23 protein-coding genes are annotated in these 23,812 nt (G+C 66.9%); 8 read left to right on the top strand and 15 right to left on the bottom strand.

Features of this window, described 5'->3' with window-relative positions; genetic code table 11:
* Positions 1-15: 15 nt before the first annotated feature.
* From ACAM55_RS08105 to ACAM55_RS08095, 3 genes are read left to right on the top strand one after another with little or no spacing between them, the layout of a single operon-like run.
* Positions 16-813: a basic amino acid ABC transporter substrate-binding protein gene (locus ACAM55_RS08105; protein ID WP_369655517.1), complete on the top strand. Its 798-nt coding sequence runs from the start codon at positions 16-18 to the stop codon at positions 811-813.
* Positions 814-828: 15 nt separating this feature from the next.
* Positions 829-1,836: a transglutaminase N-terminal domain-containing protein gene (locus tag ACAM55_RS08100; RefSeq protein WP_369655516.1), complete on the top strand. Its 1,008-nt coding sequence runs from the start codon at positions 829-831 to the stop codon at positions 1,834-1,836.
* The gene (locus ACAM55_RS08095) at positions 1,833-2,291 is read left to right on the top strand and encodes a RidA family protein (protein WP_012748505.1); all 459 of its coding nucleotides are present in this window, start codon (positions 1,833-1,835) and stop codon (positions 2,289-2,291) included. Before ACAM55_RS08100 ends, ACAM55_RS08095 begins: the two co-directional genes overlap by 4 nt.
* 306 nt (positions 2,292-2,597) lie before the next feature.
* On the opposite strand, the gene ACAM55_RS08090 is transcribed toward ACAM55_RS08095, so the two are convergent.
* The 8 genes from ACAM55_RS08090 to ACAM55_RS08055 form a co-directional block, all read right to left on the bottom strand.
* Complete coding sequence (locus ACAM55_RS08090) at positions 2,598-3,623, bottom strand: LacI family DNA-binding transcriptional regulator (RefSeq protein WP_369655515.1); 1,026 nt, start codon at positions 3,621-3,623, stop codon at positions 2,598-2,600.
* A gap of 139 nt (positions 3,624-3,762) precedes the next feature.
* Complete coding sequence (locus ACAM55_RS08085; RefSeq protein WP_369655514.1) at positions 3,763-4,746, bottom strand: 2-hydroxyacid dehydrogenase; 984 nt, start codon at positions 4,744-4,746, stop codon at positions 3,763-3,765.
* Between the two features lie 2 nt (positions 4,747-4,748).
* A complete protein-coding gene (locus ACAM55_RS08080; protein WP_369655513.1) occupies positions 4,749-5,702 on the bottom strand; it encodes a sugar kinase in 954 nt (317 codons plus the stop codon).
* A 12-nt stretch (positions 5,703-5,714) separates the two neighbouring features.
* On the bottom strand, positions 5,715-6,458 hold the full coding sequence (locus tag ACAM55_RS08075; protein WP_369655512.1) for a sugar phosphate isomerase/epimerase family protein: 744 nt from the start codon (positions 6,456-6,458) through the stop codon (positions 5,715-5,717).
* Entirely contained in the window at positions 6,458-7,213 is a 756-nt protein-coding gene (locus tag ACAM55_RS08070) for an amino acid ABC transporter ATP-binding protein (RefSeq protein ID WP_369655511.1), read from the bottom strand. Before ACAM55_RS08070 ends, ACAM55_RS08075 begins: the two co-directional genes overlap by 1 nt.
* 31 nt (positions 7,214-7,244) lie before the next feature.
* Positions 7,245-8,042: a transporter substrate-binding domain-containing protein gene (locus ACAM55_RS08065; protein ID WP_369655510.1), complete on the bottom strand. Its 798-nt coding sequence runs from the start codon at positions 8,040-8,042 to the stop codon at positions 7,245-7,247.
* 50 nt (positions 8,043-8,092) lie between these two features.
* Positions 8,093-8,746, bottom strand: coding sequence for an amino acid ABC transporter permease (locus tag ACAM55_RS08060; protein ID WP_369655509.1), 654 nt, complete (start codon positions 8,744-8,746; stop codon positions 8,093-8,095).
* A 27-nt stretch (positions 8,747-8,773) separates the two neighbouring features.
* A complete protein-coding gene (locus ACAM55_RS08055; RefSeq protein ID WP_369655508.1) occupies positions 8,774-9,445 on the bottom strand; it encodes an amino acid ABC transporter permease in 672 nt (223 codons plus the stop codon).
* A 135-nt stretch (positions 9,446-9,580) separates the two neighbouring features.
* Here ACAM55_RS08055 and ACAM55_RS08050 point away from each other — a divergent pair, with 135 nt between their 5' ends.
* Positions 9,581-11,302: a hypothetical protein gene (locus ACAM55_RS08050; protein WP_369655507.1), complete on the top strand. Its 1,722-nt coding sequence runs from the start codon at positions 9,581-9,583 to the stop codon at positions 11,300-11,302.
* On the opposite strand, the gene ACAM55_RS08045 is transcribed toward ACAM55_RS08050, so the two are convergent.
* Positions 11,303-11,833 carry a cysteine hydrolase family protein gene (locus tag ACAM55_RS08045; RefSeq protein ID WP_369655506.1) on the bottom strand — a complete coding sequence of 177 codons (531 nt, stop codon included), beginning with the start codon at positions 11,831-11,833 and terminating at the stop codon, positions 11,303-11,305. It lies immediately after the preceding gene.
* Positions 11,834-11,899: 66 nt separating this feature from the next.
* On the bottom strand, positions 11,900-13,492 hold the full coding sequence (locus ACAM55_RS08040; RefSeq protein ID WP_369655505.1) for an esterase/lipase family protein: 1,593 nt from the start codon (positions 13,490-13,492) through the stop codon (positions 11,900-11,902).
* A 205-nt stretch (positions 13,493-13,697) separates the two neighbouring features.
* On the opposite strand from ACAM55_RS08040, the gene ACAM55_RS08035 reads away from it, so the two are divergent.
* Positions 13,698-14,819: an MBL fold metallo-hydrolase gene (locus ACAM55_RS08035; protein WP_369655504.1), complete on the top strand. Its 1,122-nt coding sequence runs from the start codon at positions 13,698-13,700 to the stop codon at positions 14,817-14,819.
* Between the two features lie 22 nt (positions 14,820-14,841).
* Here the strand turns inward: ACAM55_RS08035 and ACAM55_RS08030 are convergent, their stop codons facing one another.
* The 5 genes from ACAM55_RS08030 to ACAM55_RS08010 are packed head-to-tail and all read right to left on the bottom strand — an operon-like array spanning position 14,842 to position 21,535.
* Complete coding sequence (locus ACAM55_RS08030; RefSeq protein ID WP_369655503.1) at positions 14,842-15,030, bottom strand: hypothetical protein; 189 nt, start codon at positions 15,028-15,030, stop codon at positions 14,842-14,844.
* Entirely contained in the window at positions 15,030-17,423 is a 2,394-nt protein-coding gene (gene parC / locus ACAM55_RS08025) for a DNA topoisomerase IV subunit A (RefSeq protein ID WP_369655502.1), read from the bottom strand. Before parC ends, ACAM55_RS08030 begins: the two co-directional genes overlap by 1 nt.
* A gap of 47 nt (positions 17,424-17,470) precedes the next feature.
* Positions 17,471-18,592, bottom strand: coding sequence for a Kelch repeat-containing protein (locus tag ACAM55_RS08020; RefSeq protein WP_369655501.1), 1,122 nt, complete (start codon positions 18,590-18,592; stop codon positions 17,471-17,473).
* A gap of 40 nt (positions 18,593-18,632) precedes the next feature.
* Complete coding sequence (locus ACAM55_RS08015) at positions 18,633-19,511, bottom strand: lytic transglycosylase domain-containing protein (protein WP_369655500.1); 879 nt, start codon at positions 19,509-19,511, stop codon at positions 18,633-18,635.
* 26 nt (positions 19,512-19,537) lie between these two features.
* The gene (locus ACAM55_RS08010) at positions 19,538-21,535 is read right to left on the bottom strand and encodes a DNA topoisomerase IV subunit B (protein ID WP_369655499.1); all 1,998 of its coding nucleotides are present in this window, start codon (positions 21,533-21,535) and stop codon (positions 19,538-19,540) included.
* A 208-nt stretch (positions 21,536-21,743) separates the two neighbouring features.
* Between ACAM55_RS08010 and ACAM55_RS08005 the strand changes: the two genes are divergently transcribed.
* From ACAM55_RS08005 to ACAM55_RS07995, 3 genes are read left to right on the top strand one after another with little or no spacing between them, the layout of a single operon-like run.
* Positions 21,744-22,967, top strand: coding sequence for an MFS transporter (locus ACAM55_RS08005; protein WP_369655498.1), 1,224 nt, complete (start codon positions 21,744-21,746; stop codon positions 22,965-22,967).
* A 21-nt stretch (positions 22,968-22,988) separates the two neighbouring features.
* Entirely contained in the window at positions 22,989-23,129 is a 141-nt protein-coding gene (locus ACAM55_RS08000) for a hypothetical protein (RefSeq protein WP_369655497.1), read from the top strand.
* 5 nt (positions 23,130-23,134) lie between these two features.
* A complete protein-coding gene (locus tag ACAM55_RS07995; protein WP_369655496.1) occupies positions 23,135-23,704 on the top strand; it encodes a class I SAM-dependent methyltransferase in 570 nt (189 codons plus the stop codon).
* Positions 23,705-23,812 lie beyond the last annotated feature (108 nt).

Raw genomic sequence — 23,812 nt, 5'->3', positions numbered from 1 at the left:
CCCAGGAGGCAGCCCATGCTCGACAACCGCCGCTTCATGCTGATTGCCGCCGGCCTTCTCGCCAGCCTTGCATTGGCTGGCTGCGGCAAGCAGGCGCCCATAGCCACGCCGACAGGCGCACCCGCTGCCCGCGTCTACGTGGTGGGCACCGACGCGGCCTACACGCCCTTCGAGTCGCAGAACGACAAGGGCGAGATTGTCGGCTTCGACATCGACGTGGTGAAGGCCATCGCAAGCAAGGCCGGCATCGAGGTGAAGTTCGTCAACACGCCGTGGGAAGGCATCTTCAACGCGCTCGGCCAGGGCGATCGCGACCTGCTGGTTTCGGCCATCACCATCACCGACGAGCGCCGCCAGACCATGGACTTCTCCAAGCCCTACTTCGACGCGAAGCAGCTGATCGCCGTCCGCACCGATGCGCCGGTGGCCCGGTTCGAAGACATCAAGGCCATGAAGGTCGGCGTGCAGAACGGCACCACGGGCGACGAGGTGGTGGGCAAGCTGCAGGGCAAGTCGAGCGGCAACATCAAGCGCTTCGAATCCACGCCGCTGGCGCTCAAGGAACTCGAAGCCGGTGGCGTCGAGGCCGTGGTGGCCGACAACGGGGTGGTGGTGCATTACCTCGCCAACAACACCGCGGGCGGCTTCAAGACCGTGGGCGATGCATCCTTCCCGGTCGAGCACTACGGCATCGCGGTCAAGAAGGGCAACGCCGAACTGCTGGCCAGGATCAACAAGGGCTTGGACGACATCAAGGCCGACGGCAGCTACGACAAGATCTACGCAGCGCATTTCGGCAGCACGCCAAAGTAGCCAAAGAGAAACCCCATGCTTCTTCACGTCACGCACGAAACCCGCTACGAGTATTCGCCTCCAGTCGAAACGGCGCAGCATCTGGCCCACCTGAAGCCGCTGGCCACCGACTCGCAGCGGCTCGTGAGCCACAAGCTCGCCATCGAGCCGCAGCCCGCGCAGCGCAGCGAGCAGCCCGACGTCTACGGCAACATGCGCGCCTTTTTCGCACTCGAATCCACGCATGACAGACTCGTCGTCACCGCCGAAAGCGTGGTCGAAACCTCGGTGCCCCTGCTTGCGCCGGGCATTGCACGCGACATGCCCTGGGAGGCCGTGCGCGAGCGCTTCCGCTACCGCAAGGACGCCACCTTCGACCCGGCCTCGGAGTTTGTTTTTCCGTCGCCCTACGTGCCGCGCCACGACGACTTCGCGGCCTATGCGCGCGCGAGCTTCGCGCCCGAGCGGCCGACCTTCGACGTGGCCATGGATCTCACCGAGCGCATGTACCGCGACTTTGCCTACGACGCCGACAGCACCGAGATCAACACGCCGGCCGTGGAAGCCCTCGCGCAGCGCAAGGGCGTGTGCCAGGACTTCGCCCACATCATGATCGCCTGCTTCCGCGTCATGGGCCTGCCGGCGCGCTACGTGAGCGGCTACCTGCTCACGCAGCCGCCGCCGGGCCAGCCGCGGCTGGTGGGCGCCGATGCCTCGCACGCCTGGGTTTCGGTGTACCTGCCCGGTGAAAGTGATGGCGGCGATGGCGACAGCCGCGACAGCGCAGGCGGCTGGGCCGAATTCGACCCCACCAACGGCCGCCAGCCCGGCGAAGACTACGTGGCACTCGCCATCGGCCGCGACTATTCCGACGTCTCGCCCATGCGCGGCGTGCTGCACGGCGGCGCACGCCACACGCTCAAGGTGGGCGTGACGGTGCGGCCGATCGAAGAGCTGCGGACCCAGGCCGCAGAGGCGGCGCAGTCACAATCACAGACACAATCGCGGATTCAATCGCAACCCACAGACAAGGACCTCCAATGAGCGTTTACGACAAGCTTTCCAGCCTCGGCATCACCCTGCCCCCGGTCGCCGCCCCCGCCGCCGCCTATGTGCCTTTCGTGCGCACCGGCAACCTCGTTTTTCTTTCGGGCCACATTGCCAAGAAGGACGGCAAGGTCTGGGCCGGCCAGCTCGGCGCGAACATCGGCACCGAAGAAGGCAAGCAGGCCGCACGCGCCATTGCCATCGACCTGCTGGGCACGCTGCATGCGGCCGTGGGCGACCTGAACAAGGTCACCCGCATCGTCAAGGTCATGAGCCTGGTCAATTCGGTGGGCACGTTCACCGAACAGCACCTGGTGACCAACGGCGCGAGCGAGTTCTTCGCCGAAGTGTTCGGCCCCGAGAAGGGCGCGCATGCGCGCAGCGCGTTCGGCGTGGCGCAAGTGCCCATGGGCGCCTGCGTCGAGATCGAGCTGATCGCCGAAGTCGGCTGACCGGCTCCGGGCAGGCAGCAACAGCCATGAGCGTGCAGGCCCTGCGCTCGTCCTTCGGCAACAACTGCCACTGGTGCGGACTGCCGATGGATTTTGCGGAGCCTCGCAGCGCGCCGGAATCGGCCACCATCGAGCACCTGAACGACTCGACGCTGGGCGGCGTCCGCAAGCAGAAGCACCGGCGGCTCGCCCACGCCATCTGCAACCAGACGAGAAACGAGTTCAAGCTGCAGGCCGAACGGGGTTTCCAGCGCTGGATTGCCGAGCGCGTCGAGGCCGGCCTCGCCCGCGCTGCGAATCAGTCCGTCATGCCGGCCGGGACGAGCCCCGCACCACCAGTTGTCCCGGCAGCAGCAGTTGCCGCGGCGCTGCATCCAGTCCCTGCAGCCGTTCGATCAGGCAGGTAGCGGCCGAGCGGCCGATGGCGTCGGTCGGTTGCGCCACGGTGCTCAGGCCGGGGCCGATCAGCGACGCCCATTCGGGATCGTCGAAGCCGACGAAGCCCAGGTCTTGTCCGAACTGCCAGCCCAGCCGCGCCATCGACTGCGCGATACGCAGCGTGACCACGGCATTGCCCGCGACCACCGCCGCCCGGCGCCCCCTTTTTGCGCGCTGCCGCAGCAAGCGCAAGGCTTCGTCGAGTGCATCGCTGTCGCCTTCGACGCTCTCGAACACTTCGCCCGCCACCCGCGGCTCGTGCGCGGCCACGCAGGCACCGAAGGCGGCTGTGCGTTCGCGCCGCGAGCTCACGCCCTTCTGCGGCTCCGTCACATAGAGCAGTTCGCGAAAGCCGCCTTCGACCAGGTGGCCGCAGGTGTCTCGCATCGCCGAATGGTTGTCGAGCGCGACGAAGTCGGTGTGCATGCCAACATGGCGGCGGTCGACCAGCACCGCGGGCTTGCCATGCAGCGTGACCGCATCGACCACGTTGCTGCCACGGCCCAGCGTGTTGAGGATGAAGCCGTCGACCTGGTAGCCCGCGAGCGCATCGATGGCCTCGCGCTCGCGTTCGCTCTCGTTGCCCAGGTTGAACAGCATCACGAGGTAGCCCGCTTCCTGGCAGGCCTTCTCGGCACCGCGCAGCACCGCCACCGAGTAGGGGTTGGTGATGTCCGCCACGATCAGGCCGATGAGCCGCGAGCGGCCATGGCTCAGCGCCTGCGCCATCGGGCTGGGGGTGTAGGCCAGCTTGGCGATCGCCGCCTCCACGCGCGCCGCGATGTCGCGGCTCAACAGGCGGTCGCGGTGGTTGAGAAAACGCGAGACGGTGGCCTTGGAAACACCCGCCGCCTTCGCGACGTCGGCGATGGTGGCGCGGCCGCTCGGGTTCATGCGCGGCTCTCGCTCCCTCTCCCCTTGGGGAGAGGGTCGGGGTGAGGGCAGGCGGCGATGGCGAGGCTAGCGTTTGCACGATGGCCGCCCCCCTCACCCCAACCCTCTCCCCGGGGGGAGAGGGAGCAAGGCACGGTGTTCATGCAGCCGCCGTGTCGTACGGCGCAGTCGCCTTCTCGCCGGCCAGTACCTGCAGCAGATTGGTGGTTGCCAGTTCAGCCATGGCATGCCGCGTCTCGTGCGTGGCCGAGCCGATGTGCGGCAGCGGCGTCACGCGCGGATGGGTGCGCAAGGGCGAATCGGCGGGCAGCGGTTCCTTCGCGAACACGTCGAGGCCCGCGGCACGCAGCGTACCGTGGTCGAGCGCGTGGAGCAAGGCGGCTTCGTTCACCGTGGCGCCGCGGCCGCCGTTGATGAAGGCCGCTCCGGGCTTCATGCGCGCGAAGAAGGCGGCGTCGATCATGCCGCGCGTCGCATCGGTCAGCGGCAGCATCGCCAGCACGATGTCCGAACGCGCGAGCAGTTCGTCGAGCGGGGTGTGCGTGGCACGGCCCTGCAGCTCGGGCGCCTGCGTGGCCAGGTCGACCGGCCGGCGCGAGTGATAGAGCACGGGCATGCCGAACCCGAGCGCGGCTCGGCGCGCCACCGCCTGGCCGATGCGGCCGAAGCCGAGAATGCCCAGCGTCTTGCCATGCACGTCGGTGCCGAAGAGTTCCTCGCCGATGTTCTTCGTCCAACGGCCTTCGCGCACGAGGTTCGAGAGTTCGACCACGCGGCGCTGCGTGGCCATCAGGATCGCGAACACCGTGTCGGCCACCGTTTCGGTGAGCACGTCGGGCGTGTGGCACAGCATGATGCCGCGCTTGTGCAGTTCCGCCAGCGCGTAGTTGTCAACGCCTACCGAGATGCTCGAAATCACCTCGAGCTCGGGCGCCGCGTCGAGCAGCGCCGCATCGACCGTGTGGCTCGCGCCGATCAGCCCGTTCGCCGTGCGCAGCGCGGCGGCGAACGCCTCGGGCTCCTTGCGCGGATCGGCCACGGTCACATGGTGTGCAGCCTGCAGGCGCGCCAGCTGGTCTTCGGGCAAGGGCCGGAAGACCAGCACGTTCTTTTTTGCCGTCATGGTCAGAGTCCTGCTTCTTCGAGTTCGGTGCGCGTGGGCAAGCCTTCAGTGTCGCCCAGAACCTGCACGGCGCGCGCACCGATCCAGGCACCGCGGCGCACGGCCTCGGGCACGCTCTTGCCTTCGAGCAATGCGCTCACCACGCCGGCCGCGAAGCCGTCGCCCGCGCCCACAGTATCGATCACCTCTTTGACCGGAAAGCCTTCGACGCGGCCGGTGCCAGCCACATCGCTGTCGTAGTAGGCGCCCTCGGCGCCGAGCTTGACGACCACCAGCTTCGCGCCGCGTTCGCGGTAGAAGCGCGCCACGTCTTCGGGCTTGGTGTGGCCGGTGAGCAGCAGGCCTTCCTCGATGCCGGGCAGCACCCAGTCAGCGCGCGAGGCCAGCTCGTTGACCCAGTGGCGCATGGTCTCGGTCGAAGACCACAGCGTGGGCCGCAGGTTGGTGTCGAACGAGATCGTGCGGCCGGCCGCGCGCATCACATCCATGCTCTTGAGCGCGGCCTGCAGGCTGGTGTCCGAGATGGCCGCGAACACGCCGGTGGCATGCAGGTGCCGCGCCGAACGCAGCCAGGCTTCATCGACATCGGCAGGCCCCATCTGGCTTGCCGCCGAGCCCTTACGGTGATATTCGACAGGTGGGTCGCTGCCATCGGTCACGCGGCCCTTGAACTGGAAGCCCGTGCGCTGCGCCGGGTCGCAGATGACGTGCGAGCAGTCGATGCCCTCGCCCTTCATCGCGGCGATCAGATAGCGCCCCATCGAGTCGGTGCCTAGCCGGCTGGCCCAGCCCACCTTGAGCCCCAGGCGCGAAAGGCCGATGGCCACATTCGTCTCGGCACCGGCCGTGCGCTTGTGGAACGCCTCTGCGTTCTCCAGCGGACCGGGCCGGTCGGCCACCAGCAGCAGCATGGCCTCGCCGAACAGGGCAACGTCGAAAGCGGTGGATTCTGTCATGTGTGGTTCCAACTACGCCCGTGCGGCGCGGATGAAGTCGATTTGCGTGCGAGTGACGGACGGCAGGTCGTCGCCCGCCAGAGGATATTCGATGGCGTGCGGCACGTCGGCGGGCAATGCACGCAGCACCGCGCGCCACGGCGCGACGGAGTCGCCCAGCGGCACCGCCACCCACTTGTGCGGTAGGCGCTGCGCGCCCTTGCAATGCACGTAGCGGACGCGGCGGCCCAGCGCCTGCGCGGCCTGCAAGGGACACTCTCCGACCCAGTGCCAGTTGCCCATGTCGAAGGTCATGCCCAGCTCGACGCCGGCGCGGTCGGCCGCGTCAAAGAAAGCCTGCAGCGCGGGCAGCGTGCCGGCGCGCACGGTCTGGTCGTTCTCGATCAGCAGTTCGACGCGGGTTTCCGCGAGCTGCACCTTCAGGCCCCAGAGCGAACCGTGAGAGGACGCACGAAAGTCGCCGATCGACATCTTGAGCCGCCTGGCGCCCAGACTGGTGGTGGCCGCAATGCCGCGTGCGAGCGCGGCGCTGTCGAGCCAGCCGCCTTCGGCCCAGAGCCCTTCGGGGCTCGAATACACCGAGGCAAGCCCGGCCAGCGAAGGCAGCTCGGCATCGGCGTTGCGCAGCATCTCGCCGCGCACCTCGACCGATTCGGCCCCCGCCTCCAGCGCCATTTGCGCGCACCAGAGCTGGCCATGCCGGCCCACCTCGGCCGCACCGAAGGACGACAGAGAGATCAGTACCTGGAACGACATCAGTGCGCCTGGTGGGAACTCAGGATCTGGCCAAGGAATTGGCGCGTCTTGTCGTTCTGCGGATTGCCGAAGAATTGGGCGGGCGGCGCCTGCTCGACGATCTTGCCGTCGGCCATGAAGATCACGCGGTCTGCCACGCTGCGGGCAAAGCCCATTTCGTGCGTCACGCACAGCATGGTCATGCCGTCTTCGGCCAGGCCGATCATGGTGTCGAGCACTTCCTTGACCATCTCGGGGTCGAGCGCCGAGGTGGGCTCGTCGAACAGCATGATCTTGGGCGTCATGCACAGCGCGCGCGCAATCGCCACGCGCTGCTGCTGGCCGCCCGAGAGCTGGCTGGGGTACTTGTGGGCCTGCTCGGGAATGCGCACGCGCGCGAGGTACTTCATGGCCACCTCGTCGGCCTGTTCCTTGGTCATGCCGCGCGAGCGCATCGGCGCGAGCGTGCAGTTTTCCAGGATGGTGAGGTGGGGGAACAGGTTGAATTGCTGGAACACCATACCGACCTCGGCACGCACCGCGTCCACGTTCTTGCCACCGGCCGTGAGGTCGATACCGTCGACCACGATGCGGCCCTTCTGAACCGTCTCGAGCCGGTTGATGCAGCGGATGAGCGTGGACTTGCCAGAACCCGAGGGCCCGCAGATCACGATGCGCTCGCCCTGGCGCACCGACAGGTCGATACCGGTCAACACCTGGAATTCACCGTACCACTTGTTGACCGCTTCCATGCGGATGATCGATTCCGTCGTCATGCCAGATTCCTTCTTCTTCAGCCTTGGCGGCTCACTGCATCTTGGGCAGGTCGGCCTGCAGCCACTTCTGATAGAGCTTGTTCAGCTCGCCGTTGGCGGTGTTCTTGGCGACGAATTCGTTGACCGCCTTGTGCAGCTCTTCCTGACCCGGACGCATCGCGATGCCCATCGATTGCTGCACCAGCGTGAACTTGTTTTCGTAGGTCCCTGCGGGCACGCGCTTGGCGATCTGCGCCGCCACGGTGACCGAGCAGCCGATGGCATCGACCTGGCCGGAGATCAGCGCCTGCATGGCCGAGGCGTCGTCGTCGAAGCGCCGGATCTCGGTGCCCTCGGGCGCGGCCTTGGTCACGGCCACGTCTTGCGTCGAGGCGCGGGCCACGCCCACGCGCAGGCCCTTCAGGTCGCCCGCCGCCTTGATCGGCGTCTTGGTGGCACCGTACAGCACGATGGTCGCGGCCGCATAGGGCTGCGAGAACTGCACCTGCTTGGCGCGCTCGGGCGTGATGGCCAGCGAAGCGACCAGCACGTCGACCTTGTTGGTCAGCAGGAAGGGAATACGGTTCGGGCCGGTCACCGGCACGATGCTGGCCTTCACGCCCCAGTCCTTGGCCAGCAGCTTGGCCACGTCGGCGTCGTAGCCGTCGGGCTGGTTCTTCGCATCGGTGGTGCCGTAGGGCGGAAAGTCGACCAGCATGCCGATGGTGATCTCGCCCTTCTTCTTGATGTCGGCGACGGATTGTGCCGAGGCAAAAGGTGCGAACACCGTGAGCGCGGCGCCAAGGCCAAGGGCTGCCAGCGCAACGCGGCGGGTGGTGGTACGGGTCATGGGAAGGTGTCTCCTGAGAAAGAAGGGAAGCGGTAAGAAGAAGAAAAGAATCAGCGGGCCAGCGCCTGGGCGCGCCTGCGCTCCATGCGAGCTGCGAGCAATGAGAGCGGCCAGCAGATCGCGAAGTAGATGGCGGCCACCACCGAGAACACGATCAGCGGCTGGAAGGTGGCGTTGTTGATGATCTGCCCCGCGCGGGTGATCTCCGCAAAGCCGATGATCGCCGCGAGCGAGGTGCCCTTGATGATCTGCACCAGGTAGCCCACCGTGGGCGCGAGCGCGATCTTGAAAGCCTGCGGCAGCACCACGTCGCGCATGCGCGCGCTGTACTTGAGGCTCAGCGCCTCGGCCGCCTCCCACTGGCCGCGCGGAATGGCCTGGATGCAGCCGCGCCAGATTTCGCCGAGGAAGGCCGCGCTGTTCAGGATGAGCGCCACGCCCGCGGCAATCCACGGGTTGATGTCGAGCCCCAGCACCGGCGCACCGAAGAAGATCAGGAACAGCTGCAGCAGGAGCGGCGTGCCCTGGAAGATCTGGATGAAGACCATCGAAGCGTTGCGCGCCCAGGTCGACTCGGACGTGCGCATGAGCGCAACGATGAGCCCCAGCGCCGCCCCGCCGATGAAGGCGATGGCAGACAGCGCAAGTGTCCACTTGGCCGCTTCGAGAATGAAAAGGAATTCGGGAAAGCCGAAGGTACGCATGATTGTTTCTGCTCCGCGCGTGGCCTGTTACCGGCGGTCCGGGTAGTTGAGCGTGCGCTTGTAGATGAGCTTGAACAGCGCCGAGAAAGCCAGCGCCAGTGCCAGATAGATGGCCGCCACCACGATGTAGATCTCGAAGCTGCGGAAGGTCTGCGACTGCAGGTTGGCAGCCACCGAAGTCAGGTCGTCGGCCGAGATGACCGACACCACGGCCGAGCTCAGCATCAGCAGGATGAACTGGCTCGTGAGCGCCGGGTAGATGGCCTTCAGCGCGGGCTTGATGATCACGAAGCGGAAGATCTCCCAGGGCTTCAGGTTGAGCGCCCTGCCCGCCTCGATCTGCCCCTTGGGAATCGACTCGATGCCCGCGCGGATGATCTCCGTCGCATACGCGCCGAGGTTGACCACCATGGCCACCAGCGCGGCCGTTTGCGGCGACCACCGCAGCCCGATGGCGGGCAGTGCAAAGAAGAAGAAGAACAACTGCACCAGGAATGGCGTGTTGCGGATCACCTCGATGTACGCGTTGACGACAAAGCGCAGCCAGCCTGGCCCCGAAGTCTTGCCCCAGGCACAGAAGATGGCGACCACCAGGCCCAGCAGGGTGGCCACCAGGGAGAGCTGGATCGTGATCCAGGTGCCCTTGAGCAGCAGCGGCCAGGCAGCGAAGACGGCGTCGAATTGAAACTGGTAATTCATGGGTGCGGCAAACACGGCGTGGCCGCGCGCATGCCTTGAAAGCAATGCTTGCAGCTTATATGAAACCGGTTTCAGCCCTACCTAGGGATTCCCCTAGGTAGGCCTTTCGACCACCCTTCTGCCTACACTCATGCGATGCTGAATACATCCGAGGCCCCCGTTCGCGCAGAGGCAGGCGCACCCCTTGCAGGCGCTTCCGCAGCGCCTGCCGTGCAGCATTTCAGGCAGGCCTTGCTCTGGCCCCTGCGGCTGATGCCGGCCCCGGACGACAAGCCCTCGCACCATGGTCCCTGGCATGTGCTGCGCGAGATGGGCGATGCCTCGCCATGGCGCGAAGAGATCGATGAATACACCGGCGACAGCAGCCGTTTTCACGAACGGCACTACAACGAGTTCGTGAGCTTCCTGCCGTATGTGCAGCGCTTTCTCTACGGCGAGGGCCGCTCGAAGAGCAAGAGCGGCAACGAAGACGGCCACGGCGGCGATTCGCCGATGCGCGTCTTCCGCCGCCACGACATTGCGGCGGTGCGCGTGGTCGCGCAGGCCGGCGATGCGCCCATCACGCTCGACGTGGTGCATTGCGACCTGTATTTCTTCTTCGACATCGATGTGGTGATGCTCAACCTCGAAGTCGGCGCGGACCACCTGAGCCTCGCGCAGGCGCAAGACCTGCTCTATCGCTTCGGCCGCGCGTATCCGGCGGGCTGGAATGCCGAGGGCGGCGCGCTGCATTGCATGGCCAGCGTCGAATGGCTGGCTGCCGATGGCAGCGTGCTCGCACGTTCGGATGCACAGCAACGCGAAGCTTTTCTTTCGCACGTGGCCCAGCACCGCGCACCACGCATCTCGGCCCACTGGGCCTATCTGATGCAGCCGCTGGTGAGCGACCATTCCGACGATCCGGGCGTGCTGCGCTACCGGCAGATCGAGTACTACCGCATGCCGGTGATGGCGTACCTTTCGCTCGACGATCCAAAGCGCCTCTCGCGCAACGACTTCATCCGGCTCGGGCTGGTCACCGGCGCCGCCGAGGCCGATGCGGCGCAGCGGGCGCACCTGCCCTATGCCGAGCAGCATCTTGCCGACTTCGAGAAGCGCTATTGCTACGACCGCTTCTGGGTCGATGCGGGCGCGGCGCCGAACACGCGCTACCTGTGCAACGGCCACGCACTGATCGTGGTGGGCGATGCGCGCTCCGAATTCTTCTGCTGCCGCGACCGCGGCGTGCTCGCGCAGTTCAGGCACCAGCACTTCCTGCTGTTCCTCATCGCGCACTTCCAGAAGGCCTCGCTCCTGATGTTCTCGGACCAGCTGGTGGAAGCCCTCAAGCGGCTCGACATCCGCAGCACGCCGAGCGTGAAGCAGTTCAAGCGCGCCATTCGCGCGAGCTTCGAACGCTTTCTGCGCTTCACGCACCGCTACTGGTTCCATGAAATCTCGGAGCAGGCGCAGGTGCGCGCGCTGTCCCACATGTGCACCGCGCACCTCGGGCTCGACCCGCTCTACGACGAGGTCAAGGCACGTATCGCCGACATGAACACCTATCTCGATGCAGACAGCCTGCGCCGGCAGGCCAGCACCGTGGTGCGGCTCACCGTGGTCACGCTGTTCGGCCTGATCGGCACCGTGACGACGGGCTTCCTCGGCATGAACCTGCTGGCCGAGGCCGACGCGCCGCTGTGGCGCAAGGTGCTCTGGTTTGGCGTGGTGTTCGTCCTCACCACCTGGCTCACCATCTACACCATGGTGAAATCGCAGCGGCTTTCGGACTTCATCGATGCGCTCTCGAACGACCGGTTGAGCCTCAGGGGCAAGCTGGCCGCGCTCGCGCGGGTGTGGCGGCCGGGCTCGGACTGATCAGAAAGCCATGTCGGCCGAGGCCACGGCGCGGATCGGCACGCCAAAGCTCGTGATGTCCGACAGCGTGGCGTTGTGGTGTGCGCGAATGAAGGCGCCCGTGGCGTGCGGCTTGTCGTGCGAGGTGTGGGCGTCGGCCGCGAGCATGACCTCGTAGCCCAGCCCGGCGGCGCGGCGCGTGGTGGTGTCCACGCAAAACTCCGACGAGTAGCCGCAGATCACCACGCGCTGCACCCCTTGCCCGGTCAGCCAGGCCTCGAGCGGCGTGCGCAGGAAGGAGTCGGGCGTGGTCTTGCGGATCTTGGTGTCGCGCGAATCGACGTGCAGCGCATGAGCCAGTTGCCAGCGCTCGGAATCGAACTCCAGGTCGACGGCGTTCTCGTGCTGGATGAAAGCCACCGGCACGCCTGCGGCACGCGCGCGTTCGGTGAGCGCATTGATCCGCTGCACGACCTCACCGGCCTCGTGAGGGCGCGGCGGATCGTCGCAGAGGCCATGCTGCATGTCGATGACGAGAACGGCAGTTTTCATGATGATGGAAAGCAGGACCTTGGGTCACCGAGTATGACCCCGGAGCCGCCCTTCCGGGGCGCCGCTTCAGCTCCAGGCGCTCACTTCGAGCCGTACCTTGCCGCTGATGCCCGGAGCCGCCGGTGCCGCGCCCAGGCTGGAAAGCGGAACGATGAACTGCAGCTTGCCATTGGCCAGCTGCTTCGGGCTGATCGGCAGCGACGCCTGCCCCGCGGTGTCGGTCTGCCAGCCGTACTTGACGTTCCAGTTCTGCGCCGGATCGTCCGCCCGGGGCGGCGCGATCTCGATGACCAGCGTGTCGCGGAACAGCGAACTGCCTTCGTAGTGGCCGTCGATCCAGAACTTCTTGTTCACCTGGTAGTCGGGCACGCGCACGCCCAGCGTCATGGCGTAGGCCAGCGTCGGGCGGTCCTGCTTCACGCGGGCCTTGTTGGCAAGGAACACGGTCGAGAGATAGATCGAGCGCCGCTCGGGCTTTTCGGGGTCGGTCAGTTCCTTGTGCGTGCGGCAGGCGGGCGAGTCTTCCTCGGCCACGCGCCGGCTCAGGTACCAGCGCTTGCCGCGCGGCGCGGCGAGCAGTTCGACCTGGTAGAGCGCATCCACGTCGGCATCCTTGGGCAGATCCGGTGGCAGGGTGACGCCGTCGACGTCGAACCAGAGATCGACGCGCACGTCGCCAAACAGAAAGCGCACGAGGTTCTGGTAGGCCTCCTCGGAATTGACGATGCCGAAGTAGCCCGAGTGCGAACGAAAGGCATAGGCAGTGGCCACGGGCTTGCTGCGTTTCAGCTCGTCGATGGACCAGAGCGAGGCGTTCTCGATGCGCACCAGCCCGTCGCTGCCGTGGCCCGCGAACATGCGCGAAAGGCCCTTGGCCGCTTCGTAGTCGCCGCGGTTGGAGCCCACCATGCAGAAGAAGCGCTCGGCCGGAAAGGCCGCGGCCGGCAGGTAGTCCATGCGGCCGTCGACCGGGGCCGTGTCCAGAAACTCCGACATCTTCTCGCGGTTGAAGGTGTTCATCTCGTTGGCCGTGAGCCAGGCCGGCACGTTGACGCCGCCCATGTCGATGCCGTTGTGCGGTGTGGCATAGGTAAACACCTTGTCGACGCAGGCCCGCGCCGCTGCATCGCCGAGCGCCGGGTTCTGCAGGAAGGCCCGCACCACCAGGCCGCCCATCGAATGCGCCACCAGGTAGCAGCGGAAGTCGGCCGCCGGGAAAGCGGGCCCCTCGCGCAGCGCCACCAGGTCGCGCACGCGAAGGATCAGCTTGCCCAGGCCCTGCGCGTAGATCTTCACGTCGCGCGACTTGCCGTCGCCCAGCAGCTCCGAGCCGCTGTCGTAGTAGCGGTAGATGACGATGGAGGCGGCCGGAATGCCGTCCACGTCCTTGCCGGTTTCGTCGGGCGAAGGCTTCCAGTCGTTGTCGAGAATGTCCAGGCCGTTTTGATAGACGCTCTGGTATTGGTAGTCGGCAAGGAGCCGCACCACCGGAGATTCGAAGACGAACTTCTGCGCCGGCGCGTCCTTCTTGACCGTGGCGCGGTACACGGTGGAGCCCACATTGAAGCCGCAGAACGGATCGGCGGCGGTGTCGTCGCGCTCAGCTTCGGTCATGGCGTAGCCGCGCACGTAGATGATGGGATAGCGGTTGCTGCTCATGGTGTGTGCGCCTCTTCGAAGCCCGCGAAACGTGGCGCTTTTCAGTGTGCCGCGCCAGGCCCTTGCCATCCATAGAACGCATGGCATACGACAGGTGGCGGGCCGGCGAATGGCCCTTCGCACCGAATGTTTCTGCCGCTGAAACCATTGCACGCGGCGCACGGGCTAAGCTCGCGCCGCAAAAATCCGACGACTTGCCCCGCCCATGAACAACGATCCTCGCCCCCCGAACCTCCTGAAGCGCAGCTTTCGCCGTTGCGCCACTTTGCTGTTCGCGGCCAGCTGCACGCTGGTGGCCGCCTGCACCAGCAACAGCGGATGCGAGGCGCGCTACGACGCGTCGCCGCAGTTCAAGGGCTGTACTTTCCAGAATCTGCCGAACCCCGAAGTCATGCCTTCCGCCAGCGGATGGCGGATCTGGTCGCGCTTCATCGTGGGCAGCAAGATCGACACCGTGCCGGTCGATCCGATTCCCGTGCGCATGCTGAGCACCGCCGATCTGGACGCGCTCGATGCCAAGGCCAACCACGTGGTTCGGCTCGGCCATTCGTCGCACCTGTTCAAGCTGCAGGGCAAGTACTGGCTGATCGACCCGGTGTTCAGCGAACGAGCCTCGCCGTTCAGCTTCGTCGGGCCCAAGCGCTTCCACAAGCCGCCGCTCACGCTCGAGCAATTGCCGCCGATCGAAGGCCTCGTCCTCTCGCACGACCACTACGACCACCTCGACGTGGCCACCATCGAGTACCTTGCACTGCGCGTAAAGCACTACTTCGTGCCGCTGGGCGTGCGTGCGCGGCTCGTGGCCATGGGCGTGCCCGCGGAGCGCGTGACGGAGTTCGACTGGTGGCAAAGCGGCGAGCACGACGGCGTGAAGCTCACCGCCACGCCGGCACAGCACTTCTCGGGCCGCACGCTGACCGACCGCGACCGCACGCTGTGGGCTTCATGGGTGGTGCAAAGCGGCGACCAGCGCATCTTCTACAGCGGGGACTCGGGTTACTTTCCGGGCTTCAAGCAGATCGGCGAGCGCTTCGGCGGCTTCGACCTGGCACTGATGGAAAACGGCGCCTACGACGCCTACTGGCCCGCCGTGCACATGACGCCCGAGCAGAGCGTGCAAGCATTTGAAGACCTGCGCGGCAAGGTCCTCTATTCGGTGCACAACAGCACCTTCGACCTCGCCTTTCACACCTGGCACGATCCGCTGGACCGCATTGCCGATCTGTCGCAGGCAAAGAAGATCGAACTGGCGACACCGGTGATCGGCGAAGTGCTGACGGTAGGGAAGGCGCGCACCAATGAGCGCTGGTGGCAGGGCCTGCGCTAGGACCTGCCCACCCCAGGAGGCCCTAGCCGCGCTCCTTGCGCTCCCGGGCCCGGCGCTGCTGCCGGGTTTCGTTGGCCTGCGCCGCGATGCGGTCCTTCTCGCGCTGCTTGGCCCCGCGCTTCATGCGCATGCGGCGGCCGAACCAGAAGCTGGCAAGGCCGGTGACCACCGCAATGACGAGGCCGATGACGCTGATGTCGATGCCGCCCATCACAACACCCGCACGATGCCGGCCGGCTTGAAGCCGAGGTCGGCCGCCTTGCCCTTGCGTGCACGGCTGCCGCGCGCGTTGTTGAGCGTGCGGATCTCCAGCGTCTCGTCGCGCTCCTTGCCACCGCGGCCAATGCCTTCGATCTTCACGCTGCGCGTGTAGGCCGCGGCGCCCGCCAGCGTGTCCTTCGCCTCCAGGTCGATCAGCGTGAGGCCGCGGCCGCCCTTCGGCAGGCTCTTGAGCTCGGTGATGTCGAAGGTCAGGATGCGGCCGCCGGTCGAGGCGCAGGCCACGTGCGTGGCCGCCGGCATCGGCTCCGCGCCGCTCGCGCCGCCCACCAGCGACGGCCGGCAGAGCTGCTCGCCCTCGCCCACGTCGATGAAGGCCTTGCCGCCGCGCTGGCGCGACATCATGTTCTCGACGGTGGCGATGAAGCCGTAGCCGCCCGTGTTGGCCAGCAGCACGCTCGCGCCCACCGGCCCCGCGAAGAAGTGCGTGACGTGCGTGCCGGCATCGAGTTCGATGAGCGTGGTCACGGGTTGGCCGTCGCCGCGCGCGCCGGGGAGCGACGCCACGGGCACCGTGTAGACGCGTACCGATTTGTCCTTGGCGCTGCCGAAGACCAGCAGCGTGTCGACGCTGCGGCACTCGAAGGCGCCATAAAGGGCGTCGCCGGACTTGAAGCTGTATTCGGGCGCTGCCGAGCCGTTGGCGCCGTTCTTCTCGCTGGCCCAGCCCTTTTGCGCACGGACCCAGCCCTTCTGCGAGACGATGACGGTGACGGGCTCATCGACCACCTTGACTTCGGCCACGGCGCGCTTCTCGGCCTGGATGAGCGTGCGGCGCGGGTCTTCGAAGGTCTTGGCGTCGGACTCGATTTCCTTGACCAGCAAGCGGCGCAGCGCGGCGGGGCTGGCCAGGATGTCCTCGAGCTTCTTCTGCTCTTCGCGCAGGCCTTTGAGCTCCTGCTCGATCTTGATGGCTTCGAGCCGCGCGAGTTGGCGCAACCGGATTTCAAGGATGTCCTCGGCCTGGCGTTCGCTGAGGTTGAAGCGCGCAATGAGTGCCGCCTTCGGGTCCTCCGCCGCGCGGATGATCGCGATCACCTCGTCGATGTTGAGCAGCACCAGCTGCCGGCCTTCGAGGATGTGGATGCGATCCAGCACCTTGCCCAGTCGATGCTGCGAGCGCTTCTCGACAGTGACCGCGCGGAACGCGATCCACTCGTTGAGCATCTGGCGCAGCGACTTCTGCGTGGGCTTGCCGTCGATGCCCACCATGGTGAGGTTGATCGGCGACGAGGTTTCGAGCGAGGTCTGCGCGAGCAGCGTGGTGATGAACTCTTCCTGGCTGATGCGCGAGGTCTTGGGCTCGAACACCAGCCGCACGGCGGCATCCTTGCTGGATTCGTCGCGCACCACGTCGAGCACCGAGAGCAACGCGGCCTTCAGCTGGGTCTGCTCGGCGGAGAGTGCCTTCTTGCCGGCCTTGACCTTCGGGTTGGTGATTTCCTCGATCTCTTCGAGCACCTTCTGCGTGCTGACGCCGGGCGGCAGCTCATTGACCACGAGCTGCCACTGGCCGCGCGCGAGGTCTTCGATCTTCCAGCGCGCGCGCACCTTGAGCGAGCCGCGGCCGGTGCGGTAGGCGTCGGCGATGTCGGCCGGGCCGCTGATGATCTGGGCCCCACCGGGATAGTCGGGGCCGGGCACGATCTGCAGCAGTTCCTCGTCGCTGAGCTTGCCGTTTGCCTTGATCAGCGCCACGCAGGCATCGGCGATCTCGCGCAGGTTGTGGCTCGGGATTTCGGTGGCCAGGCCGACGGCGATGCCGCTGGCGCCATTGAGCAGCGTGAACGGCAGGCGCGCAGGCAAGAGGCGCGGCTCTTCGGTGCTGCCGTCGTAGTTGGGAATGAAGTCGACCGTGCCTTCGTCGATCTCGTCGAGCAGCAGGCTGGTGATGCGCGCGAGCCGCGCCTCGGTGTAGCGCATGGCCGCGGCGCCGTCGCCGTCGCGGCTGCCGAAGTTGCCCTGGCCGTCGACCAGCGGGTAGCGCTGCGAAAAATCCTGCGCCATGCGCACCAGCGCGTCATAGGCCGCCTGGTCGCTGTGCGGGTGGAAGCGGCCGAGCACGTCGCCTACCACGCGCGCGCTCTTGACGGGCTTGGCACCCACGGCGCCGTTGGCGCCGCCAAAGCCCAGGCCCATGCGCGACATCGAATAGAGGATGCGCCGCTGCACCGGCTTCTGGCCGTCGGAAACGTCGGGCAGTGCGCGGCCCTTGACCACGCTGAGTGCGTATTCGAGATAGGCGGTTTGTGCGTAGTCGGCCAGCGTGAGGGTGGTGTCGCCGTCGGTGGGACCCTGGAGATCGAGCGGAGGTTGGGAGTCCATGTAGAAGAGAGAAAGAGAAACAGTTGCGGGCCGTGCGTTTTTTTCGCTCAGCCTAGTGTGAAAGCCTCGTGCACCGCGGACTGCACGGAGCCGCCGAGCACCGCGCCGCCGCCGGCCACGTAGATCCAGTCGCCGATCACCGCGGCACCGACGGCGTGCCGCGGCGTGGTCATCGGTGCGTGGCGCTGCCAGGTGTCGGCCACGGGATCGTAGCTTTCCATCTGGCCGAACACCTTGGCCTGGCGCGGCACGCCGCCCGCCAGGAAGCCGCCCTCCCCGCCCATGGCGAAGAAGCGGCCGCGATACACCACGAGCCCATGGCCCGATCGCGCGGTGGGCAGCGGCGAGCGCAGCTCCCAGGTGTCGCGCGCGGGCAGGTAGGCGTGGTGCAGGTCGGTGTTGTATTCGAAGGTGTTGAAGCGCCCGCCGATCACGTGGATCTGGCCGCCGTGCGCCACGCAGCCCACGTGGTCGCGCGCGCCGGGCAGCGGCTTGGCGCTCGACCAGCGGTCGGCCTTCGGGTCGTAGACCTCGTGCCAGCCCACGCTGGCGCGCTCGGCCGCGGGCTCGGAAGCGCCGCCGATCAGGTGCAGAGCGCCGCCAAGCATCACGGATGCCGCGGCGCCGCGCGGTCGCGGCAACGGCGCGATGGCGGTCCAGCGGTTGGCCGCGATCTCGTAGACGTAGGCGTTGGTGTCGGAGCGGCGGTTCTGTTCGACGAAACCGCCAAGCGCATACACGCGCCCGTCATCGGCCGTCACCGCGACATGGTTGGCGCCGCGCGGCAACGGCGCGCCGTCCAGCCAGCGGTCGGCCTTGGGGTCGTAGATGTGGTGGTAGTCGCGGTTGACCGCGCCCTCGCCATAGCCGCCGACCACGTGCATGCGCCCCTGGGCCGCCGTGGCCCAGGCCATCTCGCTGCGCGGAATCGGCAGTGCCGCGCGCGGCACCCAGCGTCCGGCGGAGCCGGCCGGTGCGGGGCTCTCGGTGACGCGCTGCGCCTCCTGCTCGGGCGTCATGTGGTGTGGCACGCCGCCTTGCAGCCGCGCATACGGCTCGTTCGAGGAAGGCGCCACGGGCAGGGTGTCGTGCGGGGCCGCATGCTGCGCGCGCGCCGTGCCCGCCAGCGCGCAGGCAGCTGTCGCGAGGACGAAGCTTCGGCGGTGCATGGCGGACTCCTTCATCGGCGAGGAAAGCACGAATGCGGCATCAGGACACCGGCGCGTCCGCTGCGCCGTCCAGCACCGTCGGCTGCTCGGGCATCTCGGGCATCGCCGGCATGCCGCTCGGTGAATCGGGCGGCATGTTGCCACGGCCCAGGGCACCGCCCTTCGGCACCGTGAGCTCCATGCGGATGCGCCCCGGTGCCTTGCCGCCGCGCGCGCCGCCACCCAGCGTTGCCGAGGGCTTCAAGTACGCATAGAGCTGCAACACCGTCTGCACGTAGTTCTGAGTTTCCTTGTAGTTCGGAATCTTGTTGCCTGCGCGCTGCACGGCGCCCTCGCCGGCGTTGTAGGCGGCCAGCGCCAGTTCGATCTGGCCCGGGAACATGGCGATCAGGTCACGCAAATAGCGCGAGCCCGCGGCGATGTTGACGCGCGGATCGAACAGCTTCTTCTCGATGGTGCTGCGCTTGTCCGCCGAGACGCCATAGCGCTGCGCGGTGGCCGGCATGAGCTGCATGAGCCCCATCGCGCCCTTGGGCGACACGGCCTGCGCATCGAAGCCCGATTCGGTCGCGATCAGCGCCTGCAGCAATTCGTAGTCGATCGAATGCTTGTCCGCCGCATCGCGCAACGCGGCCTTCGCGGTCTTGTAGCTCGGTGAGGCCTCGAAAAGAGCAAGCAGGGTCTGCGACGCCTGCGGCACCTTTCCATCGAGCTTGCGCCCGCCGCGCCCGAACGGCGCCACGCCCTGCGAGGTGTCGAAACTCTGGCCGCGGCGAAAGAAGATCTGATAGCGCTCGTCGATCTTTTCCGCCGCGAAATGGGCCACGCCCTTGCTGTCGATGTAGCCGTAGATGTCAGCGGCGTGCGCAAGCCCCTGCTGCGTGCAAAAAAGCAGCAGGGCCAGGAACAACGGACGCATGAAATCTGAAATTTTCACGAGGGTGGTCAAACATCGATGTCGACATCGTCGGCGCGCAGTTCCATCAACTCGCGCCGCGCGGCTGCCTCGCCCTTGCCCATGAGCTTGGTGATCTCTCCCTGGGTGGACGTGAAGTCGAAGCGCCCCAGCTGCACCTTCATCAGGCGCCGGGTATCCGGATTGAGCGTGGTTTCCCACAATTGTTCCGCGCTCATTTCACCCAGGCCCTTGAAGCGGCTGATGCTCCAGGCGCCTTCGCGCACGCCATCTTTGCGCAATTTGTCGAGCGTGGCGGTCAATTCGCCCTCGTCGAGCGCATAGACCTTGGAGGCCGGCTTCTTGCCGCGCGCCGGGGCGTCGACGCGAAAGAGTGGCGGCTTTGCGACATACACATGGCCGGCTTCGATGAGTTTCGGAAAGTGCCGGAAGAACAGCGTGAGCAGCAGCACCTGGATGTGCGAGCCGTCCACGTCGGCATCGGAAAGGATGCAGATCTTGCCGTAGCGCAGGCCGCTCATGTCGGGCGAGTCGCTGGGGCCGTGCGGATCGACGCCCACGGCCACCGAGATGTCGTGGATTTCGGTGTTGGCAAAGAGCCGGTCGCGCTCGACTTCCCAGGTGTTCAGCACCTTGCCGCGCAGCGGCAGGATGGCCTGGCTTTCCTTGTCGCGGCCCATCTTGGCGCTGCCGCCGGCCGAGTCGCCCTCGACCAGGAAGACTTCGTTGTGGCTGATGTCCTTGCTCTCGCAATCGGTCAGCTTGCCCGGCAGCACGGCCACGCCGGAGCCCTTGCGCTTCTCGACCTTCTGGCCGGCGCGCTGGCGCGTCTGGGCGGCCTTGATCGCCAGTTCGGCGAGCTTCCTGCCGTAGTCGACGTGCTGGTTGAGCCACAGCTCGAGCGCGGGGCGCACGAAGCTCGACACCAGCCGCACCGCATCGCGCGAGTTGAGCCGTTCCTTGATCTGGCCCTGGAACTGCGGGTCGAGCACCTTGGCACTCAGCACATACGAGGCGCGCGCGAACACGTCTTCGGGCAACAGCTTCACGCCCTTGGGCAGCAGCGAATGCAGCTCGATGAAGCCCTTCACCGCCGTGAAGAGGCCGTCGCGCAGGCCGCTTTCGTGCGTGCCGCCGGCGCTGGTGGGAATCAGGTTGACGTAGCTCTCGCGCACCGGCTGGCCGTCTTCGGTGAAGGCCACGCACCAGTCGGCGCCCTCGCCTTCGGCGAAGTTGTCCGCGTTCTTGTCGGCATGGCCGCTGCCTTCGAACAGCGGGATCACCGGGTCGCCGTTGAGCGTCTGCATCAGGTAGTCGCTCAGGCCGCCCTTGTAGAGCCACTGCTGCGTTTCCTTGGTCTTCTCGACAGTGAGCGTGACGCTCACGCCGGGCATCAGCACGGCCTTGCTGCGCAGCAGGTGCGTGAGCTCGCCCATCGGCAATGCGGCGGTCTCGAAGTACTTGGCGTCGGGCCAGGCGCGCACCGTGGTGCCCTGGCGGCGCTCGCCGGCTTCGAGCTTGCGGATTTCGAGCGCCTCGACCACGTCGCCGGCGCTGAAGGCCAGCCTGGCCACGGAGCCTTCGCGGTGCGAGACGACTTCAAGCCGCTTGGAAAGCGCATTGGTCACCGACACGCCCACGCCGTGCAGGCCGCCCGAGAAGCTGTAGGCGCCGCCCGAGCCCTTGTCGAACTTGCCGCCCGCGTGCAGGCGGGTGAACACCAGCTCGACCACCGGGGCCTTTTCTTCGGGGTGCAGGCCGAACGGAATGCCGCGGCCGTCGTCTTCGATGCTGACCGAGTTGTCGGCGTGCAGCGTGACCTTGATCTTCTTGCCGTAGCCCGCCAGCGCCTCGTCGGCGGCGTTGTCGAGCACTTCCTGGATGATGTGCAGGGGGTTGTCGGTCCGGGTGTACATGCCCGGGCGCTGCTTCACGGGCTCGAGGCCCTTGAGCACGCGGATGGAACCTTCCGAGTACCCGGAGGACGCGGACGATGAACTGGGGGGAGTCTTGGGGGGAGTCGCCATGGGGGCGGATTGTAGTCAGTCGAACCGAAATGACTGGATACCCATACAGGAACATCGCCCGGCCGCTCCTTCATGCCGTCGAATTTCGAGGCGTTCACGGTGCCGGTCTGCTTTGATGCCCGGGGCGCATCAAAGCCGTGGCTATAAATCATCAATGACGCGACGCCCCTCCGCCTGCCAGAGGACGCAAGTCGCTACATTCGACGCCATGCAAGCCTCCGCTCCCACTCTCTCGATCAAGCAGGTGCTGATCTGCGGCGCCATGATCGTCACGCTTTCGATGGGCATCCGACACGGCTTTGGCCTCTGGCTGCAGCCGATCACGCAGGCGCAGGACTGGACGCGCCAGACCTTCTCGTTCGCGCTGGCCGTGCAGAATCTGTCGTGGGGCATCTTCGGCGTGTTCGCGGGCATGGTGGCCGACCGCTTCGGCGCCTTCCGGGTCCTGGTCGCGGGCACGGCGTTCTATGCGCTGGGCCTGCTGGGCATGGCGTATTCGCCCACGCCGCTGCTGTTCACGCTCAGCGCCGGCGTGCTGATCGGCGCGGCGCAGGCGGGCACGACCTATGCGGTCGTCTACGGCGTGATCGGGCGCCAGATTCCGGCCGAGCGGCGCTCGTGGGCCATGGGCGTGGCGGCGGCGGCCGGCTCGTTCGGCCAGTTCCTGATGGCGCCCATCGAGGGCCGCTTGATCGGCCACCTGGGCTGGCAGACCGCGCTGGCGGTGGTGGCGGTGCTGGCGCTGGTGATCGTGCCGCTGGCCTTCGGCCTGCGCGAACCGCAGCGCGGGGCGCTGGCCGGACACCGCGAGCAATCCGTGCTGCAGGCTGTGGGCGAGGCCTTCCGCTACCCGAGCTTCGGCCTGCTGATGGCCGGCTACTTCGTCTGCGGCTTCCAGCTTGCGTTCATCGGCATCCACATGCCGACCTACCTGCGCGACCAGCGCCTGGCGGCCGACGTGGCGGGCTACGCGCTGGCGCTGATCGGGCTTTTCAACGTGTTCGGCACCTACACGGTCGGGCTGCTGGGGCAGAAGCTGGCCAAGCGCAAGATCCTGGCGGCCATCTACCTTGCGCGGGCGGTCTCGATCGTGCTGTTTCTGCTGGTGCCGATCTCGCCGCTCAGTGTGTATGTGTTCTCTGCGGCCATGGGCTTTCTCTGGCTTTCGACCGTGCCCGCCACCAACGCGATCATCGCGGGCATCTTCGGGGTCGCCCATTTGTCGATGCTCAGCGGCTTTGTGTTCCTGAGCCACCAGGTCGGATCGTTCATCGGCGTCTGGCTCGGCGGCTACCTGTACGACACCACGGGCAGCTACGACATCGTCTGGTACATCGCGATTGCCCTGGGCGTGTTCGCGGCGCTGATCAACCTGCCGGTCAAGGAAGGCGCCATCGGGCGCGGCGTCCGGCCGGCCGTCGTGCCCGGCTGACGGCGGAGAATGGCAACCCATATGACTGCGCAGTTGCGCCATCGCCTCGTGCATGCCGGCTGGCTGGCCGGCGCGCTGGCGGCGCTGGGCGGGGTTTTCGCGCTCTACGTTCAGCCGGGTTTTCTCGTGACGCTGGTCGACCAGGTCTGGTCCTGCTTCTGATCGCCATGAAAGACATGGCAAACCCGCACGCCGGGCTGGCACCCTCGGAATGGATCGTGAAGTGGTCGCACCTGCTCGCGCCCGGCGCCACCGTGCTCGACGTGGCCTGCGGCCAGGGACGGCACATGCAATGGTTCGCGGGGCGCGGGCATGCGGTCACCGGCGTCGATCGCTCACCGGAAGCCACCCAGGCCGCAAGTGCCTTCGGCCATACCCTGACCGCCGACATCGAGTCCGGCCCCTGGCCTTTCGCCGGCGAGGCTTTCGGCGCGGTGGTCGTGACCAACTACCTGTGGCGGCCGCGCATGGCGGACATCGTGGCCGCAGTCGCGCCGGGTGGCGTGCTGCTCTACGAGACCTTTGCCGCCGGAAACGAAAGCGTGGGCAAGCCCTCGCGCCCGGACTTCCTCCTGCAGCCCGGCGAACTGCTGGCCGCCTGCCGGGAACTGCGCGTGGTGGCCTATGAAGACGGCTTTCTTGCCGAGCCGCCGCGCTTCGTTCAGCGCATTGCGGCCGTCCGTGCCGGCGAGGCCGGTTCGGGCCAGCCTGCACGCCATCCGCTGCGGGGAAACTGACCCCACCGGGGGGCCGGTTTCCCCCGACCACGGAGTAAGTAGAATCGGCGCTTTCGTCCACCGACAGAGAGATTCCCCCTTGGAGCAACTGACAGGCAGCATCGTCGC

Source organism: Variovorax sp. V213, from assembly GCF_041154455.1.
Lineage (GTDB): Bacteria > Pseudomonadota > Gammaproteobacteria > Burkholderiales > Burkholderiaceae_C > Variovorax.
Note: the sequence above shows the minus strand (reverse complement) of the source record. Positions and strands in the feature narration are given on the sequence as shown.